Here is a 22,532-nt window from a genome sequence, read left to right on the forward strand (position 1 = left end):
TTCTTCGTCGGTCAGATGGACGTGAGCGCATTGGCGAGGAGGCAGGCGATGGTCAGACGCCGCCTGGAACCGGCGTGATGCGGCGGGTCTTCCTCGAAGGCGACGTCGCCGACGACGCGACTTGCCGCGATTTCACGCCAGCCGACGTCGAGGACACCGCCCCAGGCTTGATCCAGTTCGCCGCGCGGGCTGACCGACCGCGACGACGAAGGCGTGGGCAGCTCCGTGCGTTCCTCGTGCGCGAATGGGCGACGGTCACCGTGCAGCCTTTCCGAGCAGCAGCTGCGCCATACCGGCCTGCCGACAACGTTGGATTTGCCGATCACCACGGCACGGAGGCCGGAGTTCCGCCGAGCCGGTCCTTCAGCAGCACGAGGGCAGCCGAGCGGCGCAGGGCACCAATGGCTGGCTGGTCGAAAGGCGCCCGGCAACTGGACAGGGAAGCCGTCGACACCTGGTCGGATGGCCTTGATGGCGTTGGGCATCGAGGATGGACGGCAGCGGCAGCCGCACGAGACCGTCGTCGGCGGATCGACCATTCGCCGGTCGATGCGCCGTCGGCCGCAAGCTCAGGCCTACCAGGTCTGGCAGTGGCTTCGATTCACCACGCGACGGCACTGGCGGATCCGCGCCGACAAGGACGACGGCGCGCTCGGCACGGCGGGCCGGTCGCGCCCTCTGCCGGGCACGTCCTTGGCGACTTCGCCTTCGAGCAGCCGGCCGCGAACTTTCCTGGGTCGTCGCTGTCCGGTGATTCTATCCATTCCCACGATATCCCTTGCGTGTCACCTCGACGCCTCGCCCAGGGCCTGAAGCTGCGCACCATGCGAGGGCGCGCCTTCGCGGGAGTCTTCGCGCAGACCGGGAAGGTCGCCACCGTCGGCCTCGCCTTCGACGACATCATCCGGCCTTGCCGGTTTCCGGCCTCGGCGAGGTCGGCGATGGCCCAGCGCCTGGCTTCAGGCCGGGCCGTCGCCGTGCCGGATCGGCATGCCGATCCACCTGGTGGCGTACAGTCGTCGGGATTGTTTGTTCGAGGTGTTGCTGGCGTAATCTGCTTGCCGTTGCGTTCTTTGCGCACAACATCTGGCTAGAGTTGCGCCGCACGCCGCGGTCCGCCAGCCAAGCCAGTACTGCTCACCGCGCATAGGTTCCAACGTCGCGTAGTGCCTCGCCGAGGCAGATCGCCTGGCTGCAAGCTGCGTTGCTGTGCGCGAAAGCCCCTGCACGCCGGGGAAGACGGCGGCCTGCAGTTTGAATTGCGCCCCCGTTGCTGGTGAGGGGATGCGCCGCGCGGGCCGCGAGCGTTCGCGGTCGCAGGTGACGAGATCCGCATGCGGAAGGGGATTCGGTGACTGCGCCCGGAGATTGCGCCATGTCGACCATGAACAGGCGCCGCTTGCGATCTTCGCCATGCGCCGAAGGAGTTCAGGATAATACGCACCGGTGATCGAGCTCGGGCGACTTTCCGCGATGCGTTCATCTCGTCGTATCGACGGCGAGCTGACATTGTAGTTGCGCGCCCGAACCAGCGGCCCGAGCGCGTTCATGCCGCGAGACTTCGCGAGCCCGCGTCGAGCGACAGGACCTGCCCGGCCAGCAGGAAGAAGACGGCAGCCTACCTGCGTGCCGCCGGGATCGCCAGAGGGCACAGCCGAAGAGCGCCTGGCGCGGGTCGATGGCCTGCTCGACGATCAACGAACTGCTCGCCGCCATGTCGGCCGTTGTGATAGCCGATATAACGGCCTCGCGGCCGAGCGCGGAACGGCGCGGCCGACGATGTTCTCCGAGGCGACCAGCTGATCTCGGTCTCGCTGGCGGGCGCGTTCGGCCGAGCGCCCGAGCGACGATCGGGTCGAATTCGTGCACCGGCGAATTGAAGTGGGCGCTGGCCATGACCTGTCTCCGCGAGGGTACGAGGGCTTGGAGAAGTTATGACGGCTTCGATCCAGAAAAGCACACGAGAGCCGTGCCTTCAATCATTTGCTTCGTCGTTTCGAGGAGGAGATCATGGATCTCGCCCGGCTCAGCGCTCCCGCGAACTTCGATCCGCAAGACCACGGCGGCAGTCGCCGAGGCGCTTCCATGTCCTCGTCGTCGGTGAGCCTCGCAACAAATCGCTTTCCACGAAGCACCTACCGGTGCCGTGGCCGGGGTGTCGGGTCGGCGTTCACGTGAGCGCAGGTTGGCCTCATCGAGCCGGGAGTCGGCGCGCAAGCGATTGTGGAACTGAAGAAGGTGCCGCCGGTGAGCTACGTGCGGGCGGCGTTCCCATCGGCCGCATCGGCGGCTGGCGCTATTCATGATCCACACCTTCACGGTGCAGTTCGATGAACTGGAACCCGCAATTTCGGCGGTGATCATCGACGGATTCGAACGTTCGGTGCCATCGCATTCCCAATATCGAGATTAATCCTCTGATTGAGGATAACGTGATGGTCTCGCAGACCCACGCCCCGGCATAACGTTATGTTGCACCAGACGATGCTGGGCTGATACGGCCTTCTCTTCCGTTAAATCGCAATGAGTCAGCCGAACACCGCTGCACGGCGGGCTCGAGGTAATGACGCACTTATACGCGACGGTTACGCAATATCGACCTGCTGGCCTGCGGGGCGAGCGCGACCCGGAAGACGCCCGCAGCGAGCCGGATCCGCCGCAGATCTCGGCTTTCCGCGTGGGAAGCGCAGCCCCGTAGCGTTACCGTCAGCAGGCCCGGCAGATCGGCATTATCGCCTGCCGATAAATGCCGGAAGCTGGCAGATCCCGGAGTTCCGATAGTCGTGATAACAGCCTTGCCAAAGAAAGCTGCGACCGCCTCCATCGTCCCCCGTCGATATGGGTTCGCACAGTACCGGATGCGAAGTCAATGGCGGGAACAGCGTAGCGCCGCCAGCTCCTTATCGCCCAAACAGTTCTCGGCATGGTGAACCGCTTCTGCATTCGTCAGGGGGTCGGAATACAGTCTCAACGAATGAATACGCCGCCTGAAAGGATCTCGAAAGCCGCAGGCCCAGCCTTCGCCGGTTGTTCGGTGTCCCAGGAATACGCCGGTGAGATTTATGCCCCAGCCGAGCGGTGAGATGCGCCCCGTGCCAGCACCCGCTGGCGGAGATAGACGGTGTTCCGTCGAAGATGGCGCTGACCACGCAGGTTTAGCCCGAAGCCACGGAACGCCTGTCGTCGCGATACCGATCCGAGCGTCGCGCTCGCGGAAAGAAGACAGCGCGTTTGAGTTGTAGCGGCTTCGCCATTTCGGCCTGGCAGCGCCAGGCGCAAGGCCGGTTTGAATACCATTCGATCACGAACAAGGCACGCCAATACGGCCGAGCCGCGCAAGGCTTCGGCGAGATCACTGACTTCGATCTACGGTTGGATGGTCGATGGCGCAACGGCCCGTGTCGATCGACAAGACGCAAGAACTCGCCCGCTATGATGAGATCGGGAATTGATCGGCACACCAATGTACCAGCTCCGGCAGGCATCCGCTTTCTCAAACGTACGGGAATTTCCGGTCCCGCTGCACGAGAGAAGCGCCTGTTGATAATCGCCACCACGCCGGTGTCGGTGAATCGCCCCTTCGATGTCGAGGTCGCAGTCGAATAGGGCCAATGAATATAGACGGCCTCGCCTCGGCCGGCTGATGGCGCGGATGCCAATACGTACTGGTCAGAAAGTTTCGCTGCCTGATCCCGGTTCATGGGTCGCAGGTTGATGTCACTGCGCTTGGCGGTTCTGCTGCTGGCGCGGAATTGCAGACGCGGTCGTTCGTCGTCCAGTTCTGCGAACGCGGACGCCGCGTGGGCATCGGCGACCCACGCCTGCGCCCGACAGTTCTCCGAGCGGGCGGAGTTCCGGTGGGCGCCGATACCTTGAGGGCCTCGCGCTTCGGGCCGATTGCGCCATCCGCCGTGTCGCCGCCAGCGGCGATGTTTTCGCGGCGCATTCCCGTCTGGACATCGGTACGTCGGCAAACACTTCCCGGCACTGACAGCGGATACATACTCCAGGATTCGAGTATTCGGCCGCGGCGGGAACGTCGCCTGCATGTGGCGTCACGATCGCGTGCCCTCTCCATTCCGACGCCATCTTCGAAACGGGCTGCCAAATAACCGCCTGAGGTTGACATCCGTCCGGCGAATTCGCGAAAGCCGGGTCGCCTGGGATCATCGAGGTCGAGTTCACCAGCATTGCCGGCTCGGCACGGTTCGTCTATCGGCCGGAACGACCACGTCCGCGAATCTCCAGTCGGTCTGAATGCGTAAGCGTCGCGATCTCAATGTCGATCCGGTTTTCCATCCTCGAGGTTGATCAATCCGTTCCCAGATGGCCGATAACGCGATCCGCAATATGACCATCACGCCATTTCATCGATCGTCATGGATCGTGTCGACGAAGCGAAGTGAACGAAGTGGCTCCCGTGAACTCGTGATATGCCCTCATTACTCAAGGGCCAGCACCAAAGGCGAAGCGTCGCTGCTCTTCTGATCTGCGTTCTTCGCCCGACTTTCCGATTTACCATCTCGATCGCGTCTCGTCGGCATCATTGGCGGCGCTGCAGCGCCAAAATCGCATCAGCGAATCAGTCGCAGTGCTCCACGTTTTCCACGCGGGTGTCTGCGCTTGTTGTTGACCCACGGGCCCATCACGATGAACATCATCACCGCGCCGCAGCCGTCGATACCGCGCGGCGACGGTTGGCGCTGAGCCGGTACAGGCCGGTGTTGCCTCCTCTCTATCATCGTCCCACTTCCCATCGCGCCTGTAACGGGGATCAACCAGCGAGCGCACGAAAGGCGCCACGCCTTTCGTCAAGCCGACGCGGTTCCGTTTCGGCAGGAACGCAGCCAATGATAGCGCGTTCAAACCCGGATCGCTAACGCCTAACAGGGCATCTGAATTTCGCCTGAATGCGATCCGACAGCGCGCGCTCAGCGCGACGGTAATGGCACGCGCTGCCAGCTTCCATGCCCCATACCACCGCCGGGCAGGGCGAACCCGGCGCTCCCGGTACGCGGTAATGATCACTTTGCGATCGGCGCCCTGCGTTCGATGGCCAGTCGCCGCACGACGATCATCTGCGGCCGGTGTCCCGCCATTTCCAGATAACCGAGCAGATGCGACGGGAACCATGCGCGTCCCCGCCACGATAGCACCACTCGAATGAGCAGGGTCGGCGCCGATTTGCCCAGCGGCACATAGCGGCATCGCCTTTGGGAGGCGCCTGCTGGCCATGAGCGCGCGGCCGGGTTAGCGCATCAGGTACGCACCGCAAAGCCAAGCCGATTATACCGCGTCGGCAATCCTCGATTGCCGATCGGCCGGCGATAGGCTTTCAGAAAGCTCCCGTCGATCCCATTGAGCAGGGCCCGCCGGGCCACCGCCTACAACAGGCGCTGGCGGGTCAACGCCTGTAGCGGAAACGGTCGATTTCGCACAGGGGCGCAAAACAGTTCGTCCACCGGGTTGATTGATGCTTTTGAACAGGCGGATATTCGACACCTTACCGGGATCGCGCCCGACAATGCGCACCTTGCCTACGTCCGCACCATCGCGATCGGGTAAACCAATCGAAAACCAGATTCAGAAATGAAGTCGCCGGCTAAAACATGCCGCGCCGATCGTCACCGAGACGTCGTTATACAAGCGCCGCGTTTCCCCGGCTTGGCGACGCTGTGCCGATCGCACTGCTGATGTCGGCCGCCATGTCACCGGGCGTGCGCAAGTTCATTGCCCAGCCGGCGGCACAGCTCGGCCGGCACGATGACCGCGACCGGGGCCAACGCCGTCGCCGCGATTGATCGAGCGGATAGCGCGCCAAATCGTAGCGTAGGCGGCCTGCCGATGCTCAGCGACAACAGAGCAGATGCGCGACGATCCCGCAACTGGGATGAAGGGGTGGTTTCAGCGATGTACATGGCCGTCGTATGCGGGTCTGCCCACGGCTACGCAGTTCCGACCCCCTGGGAAGTCGCGATATTCACAGGGGAACGCAATGAAAATGATCACGCCACGGCCGGTGACAGCCGGTCTCGCCGGTCACGACGGCTCGTCCGATATGGTGAAGTGAAGGCGTGGGTACTGCGGCACGGACAACACGGCGCCCGGCTCGGCCATGACGACCGGCCAGACGGAAGTTCTCGACAGCCCTTCAAAGCGTTCTCGGCGACGTCTTCGAGCGTCAAGTCTGTCACCGTCACCGGACAACTGGCTGACGCAGTGCTCACCAACTGTCGACGTCACCCGGCACACGACCATCAGGCCGGCGCGCGAATCCGATCACCGGAGCTCGTCGATCAACTTCTACGATGGGCACGGGCAGGCGAAGACGATCCCGGCGTCACTGCTCGATCCTCGACGGCTTCACGACGCAGGGCTCCAGACCGAGCATGCCTCAAGGCACGCGGCTGGGAAGGCCTAAGGTTTCGACCTACGAGTCCTCGAAAGCTTCGCCGCCCTCCCGGCCGCCGCGGAGGAGCGGACACCAGGTCACGTTGGCCGAAGCCCGACATCCCGCCCGACACGCCGACGCCGCGCGAACGATTCCTGCTGGCGCAACGCCGCGCCAACGCGAACTGAGACCACCCAGGCAAACCGAGGAGAAGCCGAAGAGCGAAGACTTCTTCGCCATGGCAAATTCGACGACTGCGCGCAAAGCTACCGGCGTTCACGGCGACCCACATCGTAATTCGGGCCGAACACCAAGATGTTCCTCGACCGCCGAACGCCCAGCGGCGGGTACCGATCTTGCTCGCCGCCCTGGAACTCGATCTTCCCCATGACCGGGCGGCACGCCGCCCCGTCCCTCCTCGGCCCTGGTACGACATGACCGCACCAACGCGCCTGGAAATGCGGCTGACGACCAGCCTGGCCCGGCCGCCGGCGCAACTGATGGCGCCACTTCCAGTTCGCCGATCGCGCTCGCTGTCGTCCTGGTGGTCCTCTTGCTCCATGCGGTAGCGAAGGCTTGCCTGGCATGGATCACCCGGCTTCGACAGCGAGCAGCAAGACCTTCGTCGCCGACGGTGGCGCTGGCCACCACGGGATTTCGCCGGCCGGGTGCAGGCCTTCGTCGCAGGGCATATTCACCGTCGATCAAGGTCGCCGTCCTCGCCATCGCGCTCACCGCCGGTACGAGCTGGTCGCCGGCCTCGACGAATGCAGCACCTCCTGGTGCGCGAGTTCGGGGCACGCCGCTTCCTGATCTGGTGCTTCGGTCTCGGTTGGGCCGCCGCCGTCCTTCCCGTCGATATCGCCGCCGGCCAGTTTCATGGTCAGCCAGCAGGGCCCGTGCCGGCGGATTCGACGCTCGCCGACCGGAACCGCGACCGCGGCTCCTGTTGCGCCGGCCTGATCTCGACCGCCACAGTTCGCTGGACGAGCGCGGCGCGGTAGCCTGTTCGTCGGCATCATCGCTGACCGGCATCTGGGCCTCGCCCGTCGAGGTCCTGCGCGCGGCAGCCCGCCGCGGCCATCACCGCTATTGAGCTGCGCGGCGCCATCGACGCGTTACCGAGCACCGAGGCCGCGGCCTGCTCGCCCCGACAAGCCGGGACGCGGTCAACGATAAAGCCCGCGTCGTCGTCCAGGCGACAGCTCCGGCGAGCATCCATCGGCTATCCCGAACTCTTCAACACTCCACGGCACCACCGCACCGGTCACAGCCCGAAGGCACGCATCGATGATGTTCCCAGTTGGCCGAGCAGTCGGCTGGCCGATCGCCTGGATGAACGGGAGTCTGCGCGATCGCCAATTCCCTGAAACGGCAGCCTGGCAAACCGTTCGACGCCCCGCTTGACAGCACGGCGCAACGGGATATCGACCGCGGAGCCAGCGTGCCAGATCGGTATCTTCCCAGCCGATCCGCATGGCGCTTGGCTGACGTCGTTTATGCTGCGCCGGATGCGTTCGCATTCAGGATCAATGCCGTCGCTACGTTCTCGCAGTGATCGCACACGCTTGAACCACGGCCATACCACCCTCGCCGCTACGCCATGCTCTGTTTCGTCGCACGACCGCTTCGACTCCGGCTGAAGAACGAACGGTCAAACCGCCAAGGGCTTCCATCGCGCGGGCGCTCAAAGCTCATTTCGGTTCGATCGACTACCGCCAAGCTGTTCTCGCAGGGAACGAAAGCCCCGCCATCACATCAATGTCTCGATGATTATCCAGCCATGAAATAGAGCGATAAAAGACCGGTTTCTCCCTGCGGAAAGCGATCTAGATTTATCGCCAGACGCCGTTGCGGCGGCACCTGGCCTCACCAGGGCAATGCGACTGCTCTTGTGCGATCGAGATAACCTGGCGTCTCTGCATCGGTTTTCGGGTTAAGGAGCGCAACGAGTGGGAAGCTCAGGATAAATTATACAGTGGATCAGCAGCCCCAGCAGCGGGGCAGGATAAATTTCACTGATCTGCGATCGTGTTGATGGACTGACCAGGTCGTGAGACGCTGTACGACCTCTTCATGCTCAATCGCATGGGCGCTGTTCAGCGTCAGTTCGCCTGGCCCCTGCCCCGCTTGCAGATAGAAGACCACGGGCATCCGCGTTCAATTGCTTCGTGCCGCCGTATGCCCGGCGATTTTCACGGGCCTGCGCGAAGCGCGCTGGGATCGCGACGGCATAGTGGTGCCAGCGGTACCGCGAGATGCGCGGGATCGTAAACTGTCAAGCGTCGGTTCATCCACATGATCCGAAGGCATGGGATCAGACCACAATATTCGCCAGCAATCATGCGGCCATCGCCGTGACGGCGAATAGCGACCTTCGCCGCGTCCATCGCCTTCCTCTGGCTTGCGGATGTCTTCCGCCGGCTGGCGCGAACATCGATCACGCGGCTTTTTCGGGTAAGCGCCGCCAGCCAAGCGCGCAAAGGTTTTCCCGGCGGATGGCTTGCGGAGCGGTAGCGGCGCCGCCGACAATACACCAAAATCCACGAGCAGCCGCGGCCGAATAGTTAATGGCGTGCCGACAGCGACGCCGCAAGGTCCGACTTGATCCAGAGTCCACCGCCATTGCGGCGATGATTTCGAAGGGTCGGCGAGACGAGCTTCCATGGGCTCATATTTTCTCACAGAGAGCCGCCATGTGGACGTGCTCATCGAGCACCGAGACCTGTACATCGTGAGGGATATTCGCGTCCCATAGCTCGCTGGCGAAGTTGTCGCTCTGGAGGGTACGTCTTACCCGTATCGCATGAAGGTAATCCGGCGGCGCTGGCGGCGCACGCCCTTCGCCGGGCCATCCCTTCCATGGTCACTGGCGGTGCGGCCGGATTGCCGGTACTGATGCGCAACGCATGGATCTCCATGACTGACACCATTGGCTTCCGATCACTGGTCCTCGCTGGCATGGCCGAGGCCGAGCTTGATCATCTGGTCTGCAATGTTCTGAGCGCCGCGTCATCACCCGTACCGTGCGGGCCATGATCTTCGCCTGGATCTCGGCATTGATGCCGGGCGTGCCATGAGACGCCGAAGGTTAGTGCGCGATCCGCGCGCCGCCCTGTTCTTCGCCAGCTTCGGTGTCATCGACGATCCGGTATTCTGGTGCCGTCCCGCCATCTCCATCGACGACGCAGGCTGACCTTCGCCGGTGATCGGCCATTGATCCTGCGTGTTGCTCGCGGGTGGAGTGCCGGCGATCCCAGCTCTGATATGCAATTTGCCCTTCAATTGTCCTCAATTTCGCCTTCGCTGCCAACGCATCACAATCGCGCCGGCATCCACCGAGGTAGCATTACGGGGGAAGAGGCCGTTCGATCTCCAGTGTACGAGCGCTCTGAAAACGGGCTTTCGCCCGACTTAGGCCGGGTCCGCGATTTCCGTATAGCTATGCGCCTGATCTGGCTCGACTGTTGCCCGGCGTAGCCGAGCGAGATTTTTAACAGGTTTTCGAGATTTTGACGGCGGAAGCGCACTTGCTTGAGCGCGCAGTCTGCTTGAACGCCCTGTCGCCGTCATCTCGCGCCATATTCCGCCACTGTCACACCGACCGGCGACCTTGCCCGTCCGAAGGACGCCACGGCCACGTGCGCCCGTGGTCGGCCATGGGCAGGGGCGAGCCTTGCAGTACGCTCTCGAAGGCGACGGCCGGTAGATCTTCGACGGCGCGTTCTCGATAGACAGAGGGCCGCTCACGAGCGCTCCGCGCTTCAAGAGGTGTCTGCGGCCGGAATAGTTTTCTGCGATCTACTTGCCGTGGCATAGGCACAGGTCGCGGTGTTGCTCAACACCGCATCTCGACAGGATTGATCGGGCGGTACCTTCGGGCGGTGACGGAAAGCGCTGCTCATCATCTGTTCCGCAGCGCTCGCCAGACGGTTGCCGCCCAGAACGGCGTTGCCTTGCGGTTTCGCGCAGCATTGCCCAGCCTGACCGAGCCCGAGGCCGCGCTTATGGGCTGGTTCCAGCCGGGTGACAACGATCGCGTCGCTCTTCTTTCGAGCGCCTGAAGCCGCCAGCCAAACGGTACCGGCGCGGGTTCGCCAAATGCCGCGAGATTCAACTGCGTACGCAGAGGCGGTCGAGGACCCAACGGCAGCGCCGGGTGATAGGTTTCTGGGCCATCAGGCCTGCATTGTGGTATGCGAGGCATAGCGTTCGCGCGTCGATCGGCGGACCTGTCCGCAAATCTCTTCCCCATTCCTTCCCAAAGGTCGGCGGTCATCGGTGCCGGCCGTCAGGTTTGCAATCAGCAACACCGGGTGACGGCCGGTTCTGCGGCTGCCACCAGTTCTTCGCGTTCACTGAACCACTCTGATGTAACACCGGCGAAGGCTTCACGAGCCACTGCGGTCTTCGTCGCCGACTGCGAAAACCACTGCTCACCTTCGATAGTGTACGGCACCTTTGTTAAGGAGTTGATCGGTCAGTGACTTCCGGCAGATCGGTTTCCACGATCTTCGGTGCAGTTAGCCTGTCGTCTTCGAAATGATTATCCATCAATCTGATGACGGGCGTGTGAACGGCGGGGCCTGACGTCATTTGCGATCTCCTGATTGCTGGAGGCAGAATAAAAATAAAAGATATGGTCGGCAACATGCTTAAAATAACGACCGCCTATCTTTAATAAACTGAAGGGAGCAAAGCCCGACCATGCTCCTTGTAGCGCGTAGCGTCACATGCTACATAGGAGCATGATATCGGCTTTCGACACAGGCTCTGAGACTTTGGCTCTGCTCCGCGGTCTCAAGGTCCATGCTTGCTGTCCCGCCCTGCTGCCCAATGCAGCGGCATCGCCCGCCGAACTGGACCAACAGCCTACAAGTTACCACCCTTGAAGGCATTGGTCGATATGGTAAATGGCACCGGAGGGTTACTTCGGCTTGTCGGAAGCCGACGTGGAGCTGGCGATCATGGATTATCACTGAAGGAGACATACAGCGATGAAGAACCATCTCATCTCGCGAGCGTTTCCCCGCGAGGATACCTTGGTGACTACCGACGCGGCGCAGCGCTCCGCGCTCTCCGGACATCAATCGGAAGGCTTGGCATTGGTCTCGATACGATCCGGTTAACGTGCTGGCGTCAGCACCTGCGAACTTTGGATGAATTCCGCAGTTGAACTACGAACTGTTCAGGCCGAAGCGTGATCGGGCCGGTGCGAGGCCATCGGCAGCGGCTTCGGTGGAATCGTTCGTCTGATTTGGCACGCCCAGCGTTACAGTTCCTTGAATATCGAGGGAACCAAGATGAACGTCGCTTGCAAAATTTGCGCCAGCCTCTTTGGCAATGCTCAAGATGCTCAAAGAGCGAAGTGAAACGCTCCGCTTTCAGGCGCAGGAGCCGTTGCGAGACCGACAGGGGACCGGAGCAGGGAGCTATGCGAGGCAGACAAGCGTTTAATCTGCGCCTAGCGGAAACCAAGAGAGCAGCTGAAGATTAATAAGGGCGACAGTCATCGCCTACGCCGGGCGGTCCCGTCATCTCTTCTGCCGTACCCCATGGGTACCCCGGCCTGAGTGGGCGATTGCCCCTGCCTTCACGCGGTTGGGGCGAGATGATATTCGCCCTCCGCTTCACGATTGTCGCGCGGGAACGTTACATCGGCTCTTATTACATCACCATGCGCAGGCCTGACTCGGCAGGAATTGCGGGCTGGCCTGAGTGCGACTTCCACGCGCGGATCTCGTCCGTCCAGGCATTTCGTCACGCCACTTGATCGCCGCTCCGCCTCAGCCGTGCGCACGTCGCATAGCCTGCGTTTTCCACCACAGTGCACCGCTCTTCATCAGCGTCCTTCGGTGATGCTGCGGGCATCGAGCGGACCGCCGTGCGCGGTACGCATCCGTTTCTCTGGTTATGCGCCGCGCTCGCGCCCAGGATATGAGACCTGAGCGATAGTAGAACCAAGATCGCCATACGGCGACGTAGAACCGGGGGCACCCGGCGTGCTGTTTAGCATTTTGTCATCTCATCGTTGCGGCTGATTTGAAGGTGTGCCTGACGGCATCTTGCGAAGAGGGGGACGGAGATTGAGGGCGATTTTGTAGAGCCGTTAGTTTGAGGGCCAGTGAGGATTACGGAGCTTGGATGGTTGCGCGGCAGAACACAGGACCTTTCGTTAGGTATCAGCGCCACTATAGTTTGAGGCCGCAGGCGGTCAACATAGTAAAATAACTGAAAATACCTTATGAGTCAGGCGATTAGCGGGGCTTGCGCCTAAAAAATATCAGGCATATTGAGACCATGAGCGGGAAAGCGGCTCCACTGATGACGACGACGAGAAAAAAGCGAGAAAAATAATTGCTGATTCCGAGCGCAGAAACGGCCATAGATTAAGCAACGCGCAAGAAAAGTAAAAAAATCGCGATATGGGCGATAAAAGTAAAAATAATGCTTGCTCAGTAAAAAATAGCTGCAATATAGTAATATATGCGTTTAACACAAAACTACACCGGTGTAGTTTTATATTAAACGCGCCGCCTGTGTCCCTTTCACCCGCATAATTTTACTATATTACCAGCTATTTTTACTAATCGCAAGCATTATTTTTACTTTTTATCGCCCATATCGCGATTTTTTTACTTTTCTTGCGCGTTCAGCCAATATCGGAGCCTTTTCCAATCCTACTATGGCCGTTTTCTGCGCTCAGGTCAACAATTATTTTTACTTTTCTCGCTTTTTTTTACTTTTCTCGTCGTCGTCATGGTGGAACCCGCTTTCCCGCTCTTCATGGTCTCAATATGCCTGATATTTTTACTAAACGCAAGCCCCTTAATCGCCTATTTCGTAAAATTATTTTCAGTTATTTTTACTTTTTATGTTGACCGCCTGCGGCCTCAAGCCTATAGTCTTCACATGGCGCTGATGCCTAACGAAAGGTCCGCAAATGTTCCAGACGTTCCAGTTCTGCCGCGCAACCGGCCGACGCCTCAAGGCTTCCTTCGCCCGTATCCTCGCAAAGCTCAAACCCAACGGCTCTACCAAAATCGCCCTCGAAATCTCCATCCCCCTCTTCCTCAAAATCACCGTCGAACACACCTTCAAATCAGCCACAAGGAAACGATGAGATGACAAAATGCCTAAACAGCGCCGGGGTAGAAATGCCCCGGTTCTACGTCGCCACATATGGCGATCTTGGCCTTGAGATCGAGTTCTACTTTGATCCGCTCAGATATGGTCGCGATATCCGCAAGGCCGAGCGCGAGCACGCCAACCAGAAGCTGGATACGTACACCTACGGCACGATCCCCTCGATGCCCGCAGCATCACCGAAAGGACGCTGATATGAAGAAGCGATACACTGTGGTGGAAAACGCAGGCTACGAGCGCGAATGCGACGTGCACACGGCTGAGAGCTACGGAGCGGCGATCAAGTGGCGTGACGAATACTACGAGACGGACGAGATCGAAAGCTTGCACGTGGAAATCGCCTGCGAGCTGCCGGACGGCACTCGAACATACGAATTCTAACCGGAGATCGAATGCACATGGTGACTGTAGCCAAAATTATCGCCGATGCTCTCAACGTTCCCACACGAAACGACAAGGCCCTGTTTGGCGCGGTGCGCGCCCTCGGCCTGACAATCAGTAAGCGGGAGGGCGAATATCGCATCTCTCGCCCCAACCTTTCGCGTGAAAGGGCAGAGGCAATCGCATACTACACTCAAGACCGGGAAGACGCATGGGGTACAGCAGAAGAGATGGCGCGGGACGCTGGTACGCTTGGCAGCTAGGCCCCGATGACCTGGCTGTGCCCTTATTGTCTTCCGCTGCTCTCTTGGTTTCCGCTAGGCGCATGGGTCGCCTTTTGTGCCACCTCGCATAGCTCCTGCTCCGGTCCCTGCAATCTGGTCTCGCAACGCTCCTGCGCCTGAAATGGTTGAGAGCGTTTCACTTCGCTCTTTTGAGCCATCGCAGGCATTGCCAAAAAGAGGCTGGCGCTTATTGCTGCAAAAACGACGTTCATCTTGGTTCCCTCGATATCCTGCAAAGACTGGTAACGTTTGGGCGTGCCAAATCCAATGAACGAACGATTCCGATTTTCAAGCCGCTGCCGACTGCAATGGCCTCACTTCCGGCTGATCCCGCGCTTCGGCCTTGGACAGTTCGTAGTTCAACTGCAAATTCATCCAAAACCGTGCGGTGCTGACGCCAGCACGTTCAAGCCGGATCGCCAGATCAGGACTAATGCCAGCCTTCCCGTTGATGATCCGAGAGAGCGTAGACCGGGCAATTCCAAGGCGCTGCGCCGCGTCAGTCACCTCAATGCCGAGAGGCACCAAAACATCCTCGCGAAGCAGCTCGCCCGGATGGGGATGGTTCTTCATCACTGTATGTCTCCTTCAATGATAATCCACGTAATCGACCAACTCCACGTCAGCTCCGACAAACCGGAAAGTAACCCTCCAGTTGCCATTTACCCATATCGACCAATGCCCCTTCAGCGTCCCTTTCAAGGGGTGTAGCTTGTAGGCTGGTTGGTTCAGTTCGGCAGGCGATGCCGCTGCATTTAAGGCAGCAAGGATACGGGACAGCTTCGGCGCATGAGCAGCTTGAACCCCACGGGCAGAGCCGGTTTTGTAAAGGGTCTCAAGCCCCTTGTGTCGAAAGCCGATTATCATACTCCTATGTAGCATGTGACGCTACGCGCTACAAGGGCATAATCGGGCTTTGCTCCCTCAATTTAATAAAATAAACAGTCGTTATTTTTACTTTTTATGTTGCCGACCATATATTTTTATTTTATTCTGCCTCCATAGTCATCCAAGGAGATCGCAAATGGCAACCTACCGTCTCGGATCAAGCCCCGCCGTTCACACGCCCGGAATCGTCGCATGGGCGATTAATGGATATCATTTCGAAGACGACAGGCCCCAACTGCGCAAGGTCATCGTGGAAACCTACAATCTGCCGGAAATCGCGGCCGATCAGCTCCTTAGCAAAAAGGTGCCGTACACTATCGAAGGTGAAACGGTGGTTTTCACAGTCAGCGATGAAAGCGAACCGCAGTGAGCGGCTTCATGAAGCCTTCGCCAATGATCACCGCACATCAAGGAAATGAGAAAGTTCAATGAACGCGAAGAAGACCGACGCCGACGAACAGCAGCGTGCAAAGACCGGCCGTCGCCCGGTGGTCAAGGATGCCATTGCAACATTTGTTGCAAACCTGACAGCCGACGCCGATGATTACGCCGACCTTTGGGAAAAGGAATGGGAGACGTTTGCGGACAAGTCCGTATCGACGCGCAACATCTATGCCTCGCGCTACCGCAATGCAATTCGTGAAGCCTACGGTGACAATCACCCGGCGCTGCACTTCGTTAAGGTCCTCGACCGCTCTGACGATCCACTCCGCACGGTTGAATCTCGCGGCGCTGGCGGGCGCAAGGCGACCCGCGCCGATAGTATTGATCTGTTTGGCACAGCAGCTCAAACGCTCAAAGAAGAGCACGATCGTTCGCTCGCAGAGGGCAAGACCGAAAAGCAGGCCAGCGCCGTCTATAAGCGCGGCCTCGGGAAGCTCTGGAAGTCGGAGCTGGACGAAATGCTGCAAACCCTCAAGAGCAACACCGTTCTGACGACAACCGCCGCCTATCGCAACGAGCTTCGCAGACGCGGACTGGATGATGAACTAACGCTTTCCATCGTCAGACCACCCGAAGATGCCCAAAAGGCCCGATCCATCCAATATCGAGATGCAATTGTTGAGCAACACCGCGACTTGGTGCCTATGCCACACTGGCAGGATATCCTAGATCGCGCAAAGGAGCTTATTCCGGCCACAGACGCCTCTTGGAGCGCCTTGGAACAAGCAGCTCGTGAAACGGCCTCTGATATATCGAGAACACGCGCCGTCGAGATCGGCGTGGCTCTCGGTATCCTGACCGGCCGTCGCCCTTTCGAAATCTTCTGCCAAGGCGTCTTCTCGCCCCTGCCGATTATGGCAGACCCGACCACGAACACAGAACATACCCGTGGCCGTGGCTACGAGACGTGGCGCGTCCTATTCTCCGGACAGGCAAAGACTCGTGGAAACGAGGGGACGCAATTCGACCAGTCGTTTCCGATCCCCGTGCTGACAAAAGCGCGAGATGTCATTTTTGCTTGGATGGTGCTCCGCTACAGTGAAAGTGGCCAGATATGGCGCGAGATGACGAGCGACGAATTCAAAGCAGACTTGCTGCGCGCTCCGAACCCCAAGTGCATCCTTCCCGCCGTCCGTGACGAAATCCTCGAAAAACTCTGGCCAAAAGTCTCGCTCGAAGACACGCCGAACGTGATCGAAGCCAAGAAAATCAAGGCGCATAACGTTCGCGCACTGTACGCGGAAATCGCGGACCAGTTTTTCCGGCCTAAGTCGAAGACGAAAGCCGCATTCTTCGCAGAAGCGCTCGGCCACACTGAGAAGGATATCGAAACGGCCTCTTCCTACATGAAATACTACCTCCCCGATCAAAAAGATGCCGGCGCGACACGCCGGGTAAAAAAACAGTTGGCGAAAAAGATCGAGGCAGCAGCCGAAGAGCGCGAAGCTGAGGACAATTGAAGGGAGCAAGAATTGCATATCAGAGCTGGAATCGCTGCTCTCGCAGCACTCACCACCTCATTACCCGCAACAGCACAGGATCAATGGCCGATCTGCACTACGGGCAAGCGGATAACCTGCATCGTCGATGGAGACACGTTCTGGCGGGACGGCATTAAGTACCGGATCGTCGGTTATGACGCACCAGAAGCTGGCGAAGGCGCTCGTTGCGGTCAGGAGCGAGCGCTTGCGGATCGCGCTACCCAACAGCTTCAGCGTCTCATGAGCACGCCCGGCATCCAATACCGAGATCAAGGCGAAGATCGCTATGGCCGCGTGTTGACGCAGGTGATGACGCAGCATGGAGACATTGCAGACCAGATGATCAAGCTCGGCCTCGGCCATGCCTATCGCGGAGGATACCGTGATCGAAACCAATGGTGTCAGTCGTAAACCGGAGATCCATCAATGCGATTGCACACAGCCCTCGAACACCTGAAATCCGGCCACTACCGCTCAATGGAGCCATGGAAGGCCAATGAGATCGATGAGATGGCCCGGCATGTTGAGGCGTGCGCCGCCAGCGCCGCCGAATTTACCTTCAGCTTTCTCGATGCAGACCCCAAAGACGATACCCTCCAAACATTCATAGACTTTGCCAACGAGCTATGGGACGCGGAAGTTGCTCCTATCCCTCACGATGTTTTTTGGGTCTCGTGGGTGCAGAAGGTGCTCGATGAGCACGTCCATATGGCGGCTCTCTGTGAGAAAAATATGAGCCCTATCGATGGAAAGCTCGTCTCGCTTTCCGTGCGCGTCATGTTCGAAAATCATCGCCGCAATGGCTTGGTCTTCCTGAATCAAGTCGGACAGAGAGTTTGCGGCGATCACAAGCACGTCCTTGTCAGCCACGCCGACAACGATTCGACGCAACTGCTCGTGGACACGGGCTTTGGTGTGTCAGCGGCGCTGATCGGCGCCCTTGCCACTCCGCAAGCCATCCGCCGGGAAGAGCCTGCCCCGGCGCGCTTGAACAAGCAGCGCTTGCAGAAGAAAAAGCCGCCTATTGGCCCAATGATCGTGATCGATGTTCGCGCCAGCCAACAGGCATCACAAAACCGGAAGGGAGAGGGCGGCTGGACCGTCAAACCACACTGGCGAAGAGGTCATATTCGCCATCTGGCTGATGGCCGCATGATCCCCATCCCGCCTTGCTGCGTCAATATGGAAACAGGCATTCCCATCAAGCCCGAATATGTTGTGAAGGTCTGATCCCATGCCTTCGGATCATGTAGATGAACCGACGCTTGACGAGTTTACGATCCCGCACGTCGCCTTCGCGGCCGCTGAGCACTATGCCGTCTTTCCTACCGCCGAGAAGCACGAGCTGATCCAAACTCTCAAGCGCGATGTTGAAGCGCGCTTCGCACGAGAACGTGAAAATGTCGCCGGACATGCGGCGGCTTTGAAAGCAATTGAAGACGCGGATGCCCGTGGTCTTCTGGAAGTGATCTACGGGCAAGGAGACTAGAAATGGAGACAGGCGAGAACTTTACGGCGCTGAACTATAGCGCCCATGCGATTGAGAGCATGAAAGAGGTCGTACAGCGTCTCCCCCCGCATTTTGTTCAGTCCATCAACGCGATCCGCATCGTCAGCGATATGCTTCGCAGATCAGTGAAATTTATCCTGCCCAACTGCGCAGAGCTGCTTGATCCGCTGCACGTATCGCAAGCGCACATAGACCTCCTGAAGCTCCCCTTCCCGCTCGTTGCTTTCGAAGCTCCTTGGCAGAAAACCGATGCAAAGGACGCGGGTTATCTCGATCACTACAAGTCAACCCGTCGCATTGCCCTTTGTTGGGAGCCAGGTGCAACGCCGCCGCAACTGGCGCATCTCAACGTCATCCTAGATCGCTTTCCGCAGGGAGGCGTCTTTATCCTTCCTATTTCATGGCTGGATGTCATCGAGACGTGGAATGTAGGTATCGGCGGGGCTTTCGTTCCCTACGAGAACAGCTTGGGCAGCAGTCGATCAGGCTCAAGTCAGCCCTTTGAGCGCCCGCGCGATGGAAGCCCTTAACAGCGCCGGTTTGCTGCCCAAAAAGCCGCAGCAGTTTGCAGCAGAGCCGTTCATTCTTCAGCCGGAGCATTTCGAAGCGGTCATTGCGAGAAGCGACCGTGAAACCGGATTCGCGAACATAATGAACGACACGAGGGATGAAGGTATGGCCGTGGTTCAAGCGTGTGCAGTCCTCAACTGCGAAAACGTAGCGACAGCGTGATATTTCCTGAATGCGAACACGCATCCGAGCCCCGCACCAACCATGGCAGCGACGATCATGATCGCGACCCAAGCGCGCCATGCCTGATCGGCTGGGAAGATACCGATCATGAGCACGCGCTGGCTCCGCGGAATGATATCCCATTGCGCTACCGTCAATGCCCAGCGGACGATCTGCCAGATGAGCCAGAGAACACCGGGGATGACCGTAAGAGACAGAAGGGCGTCGAACGGTTTGCCGAACAGGTTGTACCGCGACCATTTCAGGGAATTGGCGATCATCGCGAGGCTCCACGTTTGGTCATGCGGCGGTCGGCCCAGCCGACGGCGGCGCTTATGGCCCAGCTGAGGATCAGATAGGACATCATCACGATCACGATGCCTTCGAGGCTGTGACCGGTCTGGTTGGCAATGGTGCCGTAGATGTTGAAGAGTTCGGGATAGCCGATGGCGATGCCCAGCGCCGTGTTCTTCGCCAGGCTGATATACTGGTTGCCGAAGGACGGCAGCACGACGCGGAAAACCTGCGGCAGGATGATATCGTTGACCGCGTCCCGGCTTGTCAGGCTGAGCGAGGCCGCGGCCTCCCATTGCCCCTTCGGCAACGCGTCGATGGCGCCGCGCACGATCTCCGCGATGTAGGAAGCACTGTTGACGACGATGGCGAGGAGGAGCGCGGCCATTTCAGGGCTCATGCTCGAGCCGCCGCGCGCCTGGAACTTCGAGGCGACGGGCACGTCGAGGCCCAGGATGCCGGTCGAGAACATGATGCCGGCAAGCAAGACTACCGCGCCGGCGCAGATCCAGCGGACAGACTTGTGGCGGTCGAAAATCAGGCCGAGGAGCGCAACCCAGAATGCGGTCGCGGTTCCGATGGCGAGCGTCGAATCCCCTCCCTGCCAGGTGGGCACGGGGAAATAGAGGCCCTGCTGGCTGATCACGACGCCATAGAACTTGGCGGCGGCGGCGATCGGCGGGAAATGCAGGACAACGGCGAAGTACCAGAAGACGAGCTGGATCAGGAGCGGCGTGTTGCGCACGAACTCCACGCACCAGAAGGAGAGATTGCGCACCACCCAGTTCGTCGAGAGCCGGCCGACGCCGAGCATCGTACCGAGCACGGTGCTGAGCACGATGGCGAGGACGGCGACCTTGATCGTGTTGAATATGCCTGCGACGAAGGCCTGCGCGATCAGGCGGTCCGACGTGAAATCCGTGAAGGCCGGCCAGAAGCCGCCGTCGAAGACGAAGGTCTTGCCTTCGCTGATGTCGAAGCCGGCGGCATCCCAGAGGAACGAGAAGCTGAATTTGATCCCGTGACGGGCAAGCCCTTCCTTTACCGCATAGGCAAAGAGGACCACCAGGACGACAGCAGCCGCGATGATGGCGAACTGGGTGGCGTCGTACCGTATCCGGTTGCGCCGGCGGCGGGCCAGAACGTCATCGTCAGCCGCATTTCCGGGCGCGTTCGCTTGGTGCACAGTCATGTCGAGATACCAGAACCGAGGAAGGGACTGGGGCGGCGTGCCGCCCCGGTCCGGTCATGGGGAAGATCAGTTCCAGAGCGGCGAGTAGATCGAGCCACCCTGCGACCACTGGGCGTTCGGCGTGCCCTTGCGGTCGAGGAACATCTTGGTGTTCGGCCCGAGGTTACGGTCGTAGATCTCGCCGTAGTTGCCGGTAGCCTTGATCGCCTGCGCGACGAAGTCGTCCGGAAGGCCGAAGTCCTTGCCATAGCCGCCGCCGACGCCGAGGAACTTCTGGACGAAGGGATCTTCGCTCTTCAGCTTCTCCTCGAGATTTGCCTGGGTAATCTCGGATTCTTCAGCCTGGAAGAGACCGTAGGTGATCCAGCGCAGCGCGTTGCGCCACTTGGAATCGTTCGCCGCGACGAAGCCGCCGAAGGGCGACTTGTCGAGCGTGTCGGGCAGGATTAGGTAGTCGTCGGGCTTCGGCGAATTGCCGGCCCAGGCGGCGAGCGCGGACTTGTCGGTGCTCATCGCGTTGCAGCGGCCGGAATTGAGGGCGGCGAAAAGCTTTTCGAGGTTTTCGTAGGTCAGAACCTTAGAGCCTTCCCAGCCGCGTGCCTTGAAGGCGCTGGTTAGGACCGTCTCGGTCACGGAGCCCTGCGTCGTGCAGAAGGTGGCGCCGTCGAGATCGGCGAATTCCTTGACGCCGGAATCCGTCTTCACCATGATGCCCGTGCCATCGTAGAAGTTGATCGGCAGGAAATCGATGGTGATCGAGGATTCGCGCGCCGGCTTGATGGTCGTGTGCGCGAAGACGACGTCGACCTGGTTGGTGAGCACTGCGTCGAAGCGGCTCTTGTCCGTGACGGTGACGAACTTGACCTTCGAGGCATCGCCGAGAACGGCGGCCGCGACGGCGCGGCAGAAATCGACGTCGAGACCTTCCATCTGGCCGGTCGTCGTGTTGAGGTAACCGAAGCCGGGCGCCGTGTTGTCCGTGCCGCAGTTCAGCGTACCGCGTTCCTTCACCGTATCGAGGACGGAGGCCGATGCGTGACCTGCGGTAAGAGCGAGACCAGCAAATGCGCCGGCCGTGAGAAGCTTGATCATTTTCATTGCGTTCCCCTGTGAATATCGCGAGCGCCCTGCAAGGGGTCGGAACAAGATCTGTTCAAAATCCTGCGCTAAGGTCGAACGGATCGTGAACCCTCGTCTCGAACCCGCATAATGGTTTGACGACTGGTCATGAATTTCCTGGCGATCGCTGAAACGCTCATCCCAGTTGCGAGATCGTCGCGCACATCCTGCTTCTGTTTGTCGCTGAGCGTCGAGGGGCGGCCGAGGGCCTTTCCTTCCGATTTGGCGCGCTTGAGACCGGATTGCGTCCGCTCGATCAGCAAATCGCGCTCGAACTGGGCGACGGCGTTGAGCACGGTCATGGTCATCGTGCCGGCCGAGCTGGTGAGATCTGCGCCGCCGAGCGCAAGGCAATAGACGCGCACGCCCATTTCGGCCAGAGCCTTAACCGTGGTGCTGACGTCGATCGCATCGCGGCCGAGGCGATCAAGCTTAGTCACGATTAGAACGTCGCCGGACTCCAGCTTGTCCATAAGCCGGGAAAAGCCGCGGCGCTGCGCAATGGCGGTGCTGCCGGAAATCGTCTCGGTGACGATCCGGCGCGGCTCGACCTGAAAGCCGGCGGCTTCGATTTCCTGAATCTGGTTTTCGGTGGTTTGCCCGATCGTGGAGACGCGGACATAGGCAAAGGTGCGTGGCATAGGTCGAATTTCGTCCGAATAGGATGTCC

The 22,532-nt window shown here is 59.8% G+C and carries 20 protein-coding genes; 11 read left to right on the top strand and 9 right to left on the bottom strand.

Features of this window, described 5'->3' with window-relative positions; translation table 11 throughout:
- Positions 1–11: 11 nt before the first annotated feature.
- Together ShzoTeo12_RS27200 and ShzoTeo12_RS27205 are read right to left on the bottom strand one after the other, a co-directional pair.
- The gene (locus ShzoTeo12_RS27200) at positions 12–329 is read right to left on the bottom strand and encodes a hypothetical protein (RefSeq protein WP_318914416.1); all 318 of its coding nucleotides are present in this window, start codon (positions 327–329) and stop codon (positions 12–14) included.
- A gap of 630 nt (positions 330–959) precedes the next feature.
- Complete coding sequence (locus ShzoTeo12_RS27205) at positions 960–1,550, bottom strand: hypothetical protein (protein WP_318914417.1); 591 nt, start codon at positions 1,548–1,550, stop codon at positions 960–962.
- 5,608 nt (positions 1,551–7,158) lie between these two features.
- Between ShzoTeo12_RS27205 and ShzoTeo12_RS27210 the strand changes: the two genes are divergently transcribed.
- The 5 genes from ShzoTeo12_RS27210 (at position 7,159) to ShzoTeo12_RS27230 (ending at position 14,181) form a co-directional block, all read left to right on the top strand.
- Positions 7,159–7,395 (top strand): hypothetical protein, encoded by a 237-nt coding sequence (locus ShzoTeo12_RS27210; RefSeq protein ID WP_318914418.1) that lies wholly within the window; start codon positions 7,159–7,161, stop codon positions 7,393–7,395.
- Positions 7,396–13,334: 5,939 nt separating this feature from the next.
- Positions 13,335–13,514 carry a hypothetical protein gene (locus tag ShzoTeo12_RS27215; RefSeq protein WP_271082349.1) on the top strand — a complete coding sequence of 60 codons (180 nt, stop codon included), beginning with the start codon at positions 13,335–13,337 and terminating at the stop codon, positions 13,512–13,514.
- Between the two features lies 1 nt (position 13,515).
- Positions 13,516–13,731 carry a hypothetical protein gene (locus ShzoTeo12_RS27220; RefSeq protein ID WP_164056977.1) on the top strand — a complete coding sequence of 72 codons (216 nt, stop codon included), beginning with the start codon at positions 13,516–13,518 and terminating at the stop codon, positions 13,729–13,731.
- Between the two features lies 1 nt (position 13,732).
- Entirely contained in the window at positions 13,733–13,918 is a 186-nt protein-coding gene (locus ShzoTeo12_RS27225) for a hypothetical protein (RefSeq protein WP_130521499.1), read from the top strand.
- 11 nt (positions 13,919–13,929) lie between these two features.
- Complete coding sequence (locus ShzoTeo12_RS27230; protein WP_318914419.1) at positions 13,930–14,181, top strand: hypothetical protein; 252 nt, start codon at positions 13,930–13,932, stop codon at positions 14,179–14,181.
- Positions 14,182–14,204: 23 nt separating this feature from the next.
- On the opposite strand, the gene ShzoTeo12_RS27235 is transcribed toward ShzoTeo12_RS27230, so the two are convergent.
- The 3 genes from ShzoTeo12_RS27235 to ShzoTeo12_RS27245 form a co-directional block, all read right to left on the bottom strand.
- Positions 14,205–14,414 (bottom strand): hypothetical protein, encoded by a 210-nt coding sequence (locus ShzoTeo12_RS27235; RefSeq protein WP_164056900.1) that lies wholly within the window; start codon positions 14,412–14,414, stop codon positions 14,205–14,207.
- 76 nt (positions 14,415–14,490) lie between these two features.
- Entirely contained in the window at positions 14,491–14,778 is a 288-nt protein-coding gene (locus ShzoTeo12_RS27240; RefSeq protein ID WP_130521495.1) for a HigA family addiction module antitoxin, read from the bottom strand.
- Between the two features lie 12 nt (positions 14,779–14,790).
- On the bottom strand, positions 14,791–15,069 hold the full coding sequence (locus ShzoTeo12_RS27245; RefSeq protein WP_130521493.1) for a type II toxin-antitoxin system RelE/ParE family toxin: 279 nt from the start codon (positions 15,067–15,069) through the stop codon (positions 14,791–14,793).
- A 157-nt stretch (positions 15,070–15,226) separates the two neighbouring features.
- Between ShzoTeo12_RS27245 and ShzoTeo12_RS27250 the strand changes: the two genes are divergently transcribed.
- The 6 genes from ShzoTeo12_RS27250 to ShzoTeo12_RS27275 are packed head-to-tail and all read left to right on the top strand — an operon-like array spanning position 15,227 to position 19,055.
- The gene (locus ShzoTeo12_RS27250) at positions 15,227–15,460 is read left to right on the top strand and encodes a hypothetical protein (RefSeq protein ID WP_130521491.1); all 234 of its coding nucleotides are present in this window, start codon (positions 15,227–15,229) and stop codon (positions 15,458–15,460) included.
- 58 nt (positions 15,461–15,518) lie between these two features.
- Positions 15,519–16,994: a protelomerase family protein gene (locus tag ShzoTeo12_RS27255; RefSeq protein WP_288193628.1), complete on the top strand. Its 1,476-nt coding sequence runs from the start codon at positions 15,519–15,521 to the stop codon at positions 16,992–16,994.
- Between the two features lie 12 nt (positions 16,995–17,006).
- Entirely contained in the window at positions 17,007–17,426 is a 420-nt protein-coding gene (locus ShzoTeo12_RS28350; protein WP_130519819.1) for a thermonuclease family protein, read from the top strand.
- 15 nt (positions 17,427–17,441) lie between these two features.
- The gene (locus tag ShzoTeo12_RS27265) at positions 17,442–18,245 is read left to right on the top strand and encodes a hypothetical protein (RefSeq protein WP_130519817.1); all 804 of its coding nucleotides are present in this window, start codon (positions 17,442–17,444) and stop codon (positions 18,243–18,245) included.
- 4 nt (positions 18,246–18,249) lie between these two features.
- Positions 18,250–18,504, top strand: a complete 255-nt coding sequence (locus tag ShzoTeo12_RS27270) for a hypothetical protein (RefSeq protein WP_130519815.1) — start codon at positions 18,250–18,252, stop codon at positions 18,502–18,504.
- Positions 18,505–18,506: 2 nt separating this feature from the next.
- The gene (locus tag ShzoTeo12_RS27275; protein WP_318914420.1) at positions 18,507–19,055 is read left to right on the top strand and encodes a hypothetical protein; all 549 of its coding nucleotides are present in this window, start codon (positions 18,507–18,509) and stop codon (positions 19,053–19,055) included.
- Positions 19,056–19,211: 156 nt separating this feature from the next.
- Here ShzoTeo12_RS27275 and ShzoTeo12_RS27280 read toward each other — a convergent pair whose 3' ends face one another.
- The 4 genes from ShzoTeo12_RS27280 to ShzoTeo12_RS27295 all read right to left on the bottom strand — a co-directional run bounded on the left by ShzoTeo12_RS27280 (position 19,212) and on the right by ShzoTeo12_RS27295 (position 22,503).
- The gene (locus ShzoTeo12_RS27280; protein ID WP_245462439.1) at positions 19,212–19,538 is read right to left on the bottom strand and encodes a hypothetical protein; all 327 of its coding nucleotides are present in this window, start codon (positions 19,536–19,538) and stop codon (positions 19,212–19,214) included.
- Positions 19,535–20,743: an ABC transporter permease subunit gene (locus ShzoTeo12_RS27285; protein ID WP_130521522.1), complete on the bottom strand. Its 1,209-nt coding sequence runs from the start codon at positions 20,741–20,743 to the stop codon at positions 19,535–19,537. Before ShzoTeo12_RS27285 ends, ShzoTeo12_RS27280 begins: the two co-directional genes overlap by 4 nt.
- A gap of 66 nt (positions 20,744–20,809) precedes the next feature.
- Complete coding sequence (locus ShzoTeo12_RS27290) at positions 20,810–21,841, bottom strand: transporter substrate-binding domain-containing protein (RefSeq protein ID WP_318914421.1); 1,032 nt, start codon at positions 21,839–21,841, stop codon at positions 20,810–20,812.
- Positions 21,842–21,909: 68 nt separating this feature from the next.
- On the bottom strand, positions 21,910–22,503 hold the full coding sequence (locus ShzoTeo12_RS27295; RefSeq protein WP_130521456.1) for a recombinase family protein: 594 nt from the start codon (positions 22,501–22,503) through the stop codon (positions 21,910–21,912).
- Positions 22,504–22,532 lie beyond the last annotated feature (29 nt).

The organism is Shinella zoogloeoides, assembly GCF_033705735.1.
GTDB lineage: Bacteria > Pseudomonadota > Alphaproteobacteria > Rhizobiales > Rhizobiaceae > Shinella > Shinella zoogloeoides_A.

Coding starts and splice junctions, on each gene's coding strand:
- ShzoTeo12_RS27285 (WP_130521522.1), bottom strand. CDS start 20,743: ATGACTGTGCACCAAGCGAACGCGCCCGGAAATGCGGCTGACGATGAC.
- ShzoTeo12_RS27275 (WP_318914420.1), top strand. CDS start 18,507: ATGGAGACAGGCGAGAACTTTACGGCGCTGAACTATAGCGCCCATGCG.
- ShzoTeo12_RS27235 (WP_164056900.1), bottom strand. CDS start 14,414: ATGAACGTCGTTTTTGCAGCAATAAGCGCCAGCCTCTTTTTGGCAATG.
- ShzoTeo12_RS27270 (WP_130519815.1), top strand. CDS start 18,250: ATGCCTTCGGATCATGTAGATGAACCGACGCTTGACGAGTTTACGATC.
- ShzoTeo12_RS27215 (WP_271082349.1), top strand. CDS start 13,335: ATGTTCCAGACGTTCCAGTTCTGCCGCGCAACCGGCCGACGCCTCAAG.
- ShzoTeo12_RS27220 (WP_164056977.1), top strand. CDS start 13,516: ATGACAAAATGCCTAAACAGCGCCGGGGTAGAAATGCCCCGGTTCTAC.
- ShzoTeo12_RS27250 (WP_130521491.1), top strand. CDS start 15,227: ATGGCAACCTACCGTCTCGGATCAAGCCCCGCCGTTCACACGCCCGGA.
- ShzoTeo12_RS27255 (WP_288193628.1), top strand. CDS start 15,519: ATGAACGCGAAGAAGACCGACGCCGACGAACAGCAGCGTGCAAAGACC.
- ShzoTeo12_RS27205 (WP_318914417.1), bottom strand. CDS start 1,550: ATGAACGCGCTCGGGCCGCTGGTTCGGGCGCGCAACTACAATGTCAGC.
- ShzoTeo12_RS27225 (WP_130521499.1), top strand. CDS start 13,733: ATGAAGAAGCGATACACTGTGGTGGAAAACGCAGGCTACGAGCGCGAA.
- ShzoTeo12_RS27245 (WP_130521493.1), bottom strand. CDS start 15,069: ATGATAATCGGCTTTCGACACAAGGGGCTTGAGACCCTTTACAAAACC.
- ShzoTeo12_RS27290 (WP_318914421.1), bottom strand. CDS start 21,841: ATGAAAATGATCAAGCTTCTCACGGCCGGCGCATTTGCTGGTCTCGCT.
- ShzoTeo12_RS27265 (WP_130519817.1), top strand. CDS start 17,442: ATGCGATTGCACACAGCCCTCGAACACCTGAAATCCGGCCACTACCGC.
- ShzoTeo12_RS27280 (WP_245462439.1), bottom strand. CDS start 19,538: ATGATCGCCAATTCCCTGAAATGGTCGCGGTACAACCTGTTCGGCAAA.
- ShzoTeo12_RS27295 (WP_130521456.1), bottom strand. CDS start 22,503: ATGCCACGCACCTTTGCCTATGTCCGCGTCTCCACGATCGGGCAAACC.
- ShzoTeo12_RS27230 (WP_318914419.1), top strand. CDS start 13,930: ATGCACATGGTGACTGTAGCCAAAATTATCGCCGATGCTCTCAACGTT.
- ShzoTeo12_RS27210 (WP_318914418.1), top strand. CDS start 7,159: ATGCAGCACCTCCTGGTGCGCGAGTTCGGGGCACGCCGCTTCCTGATC.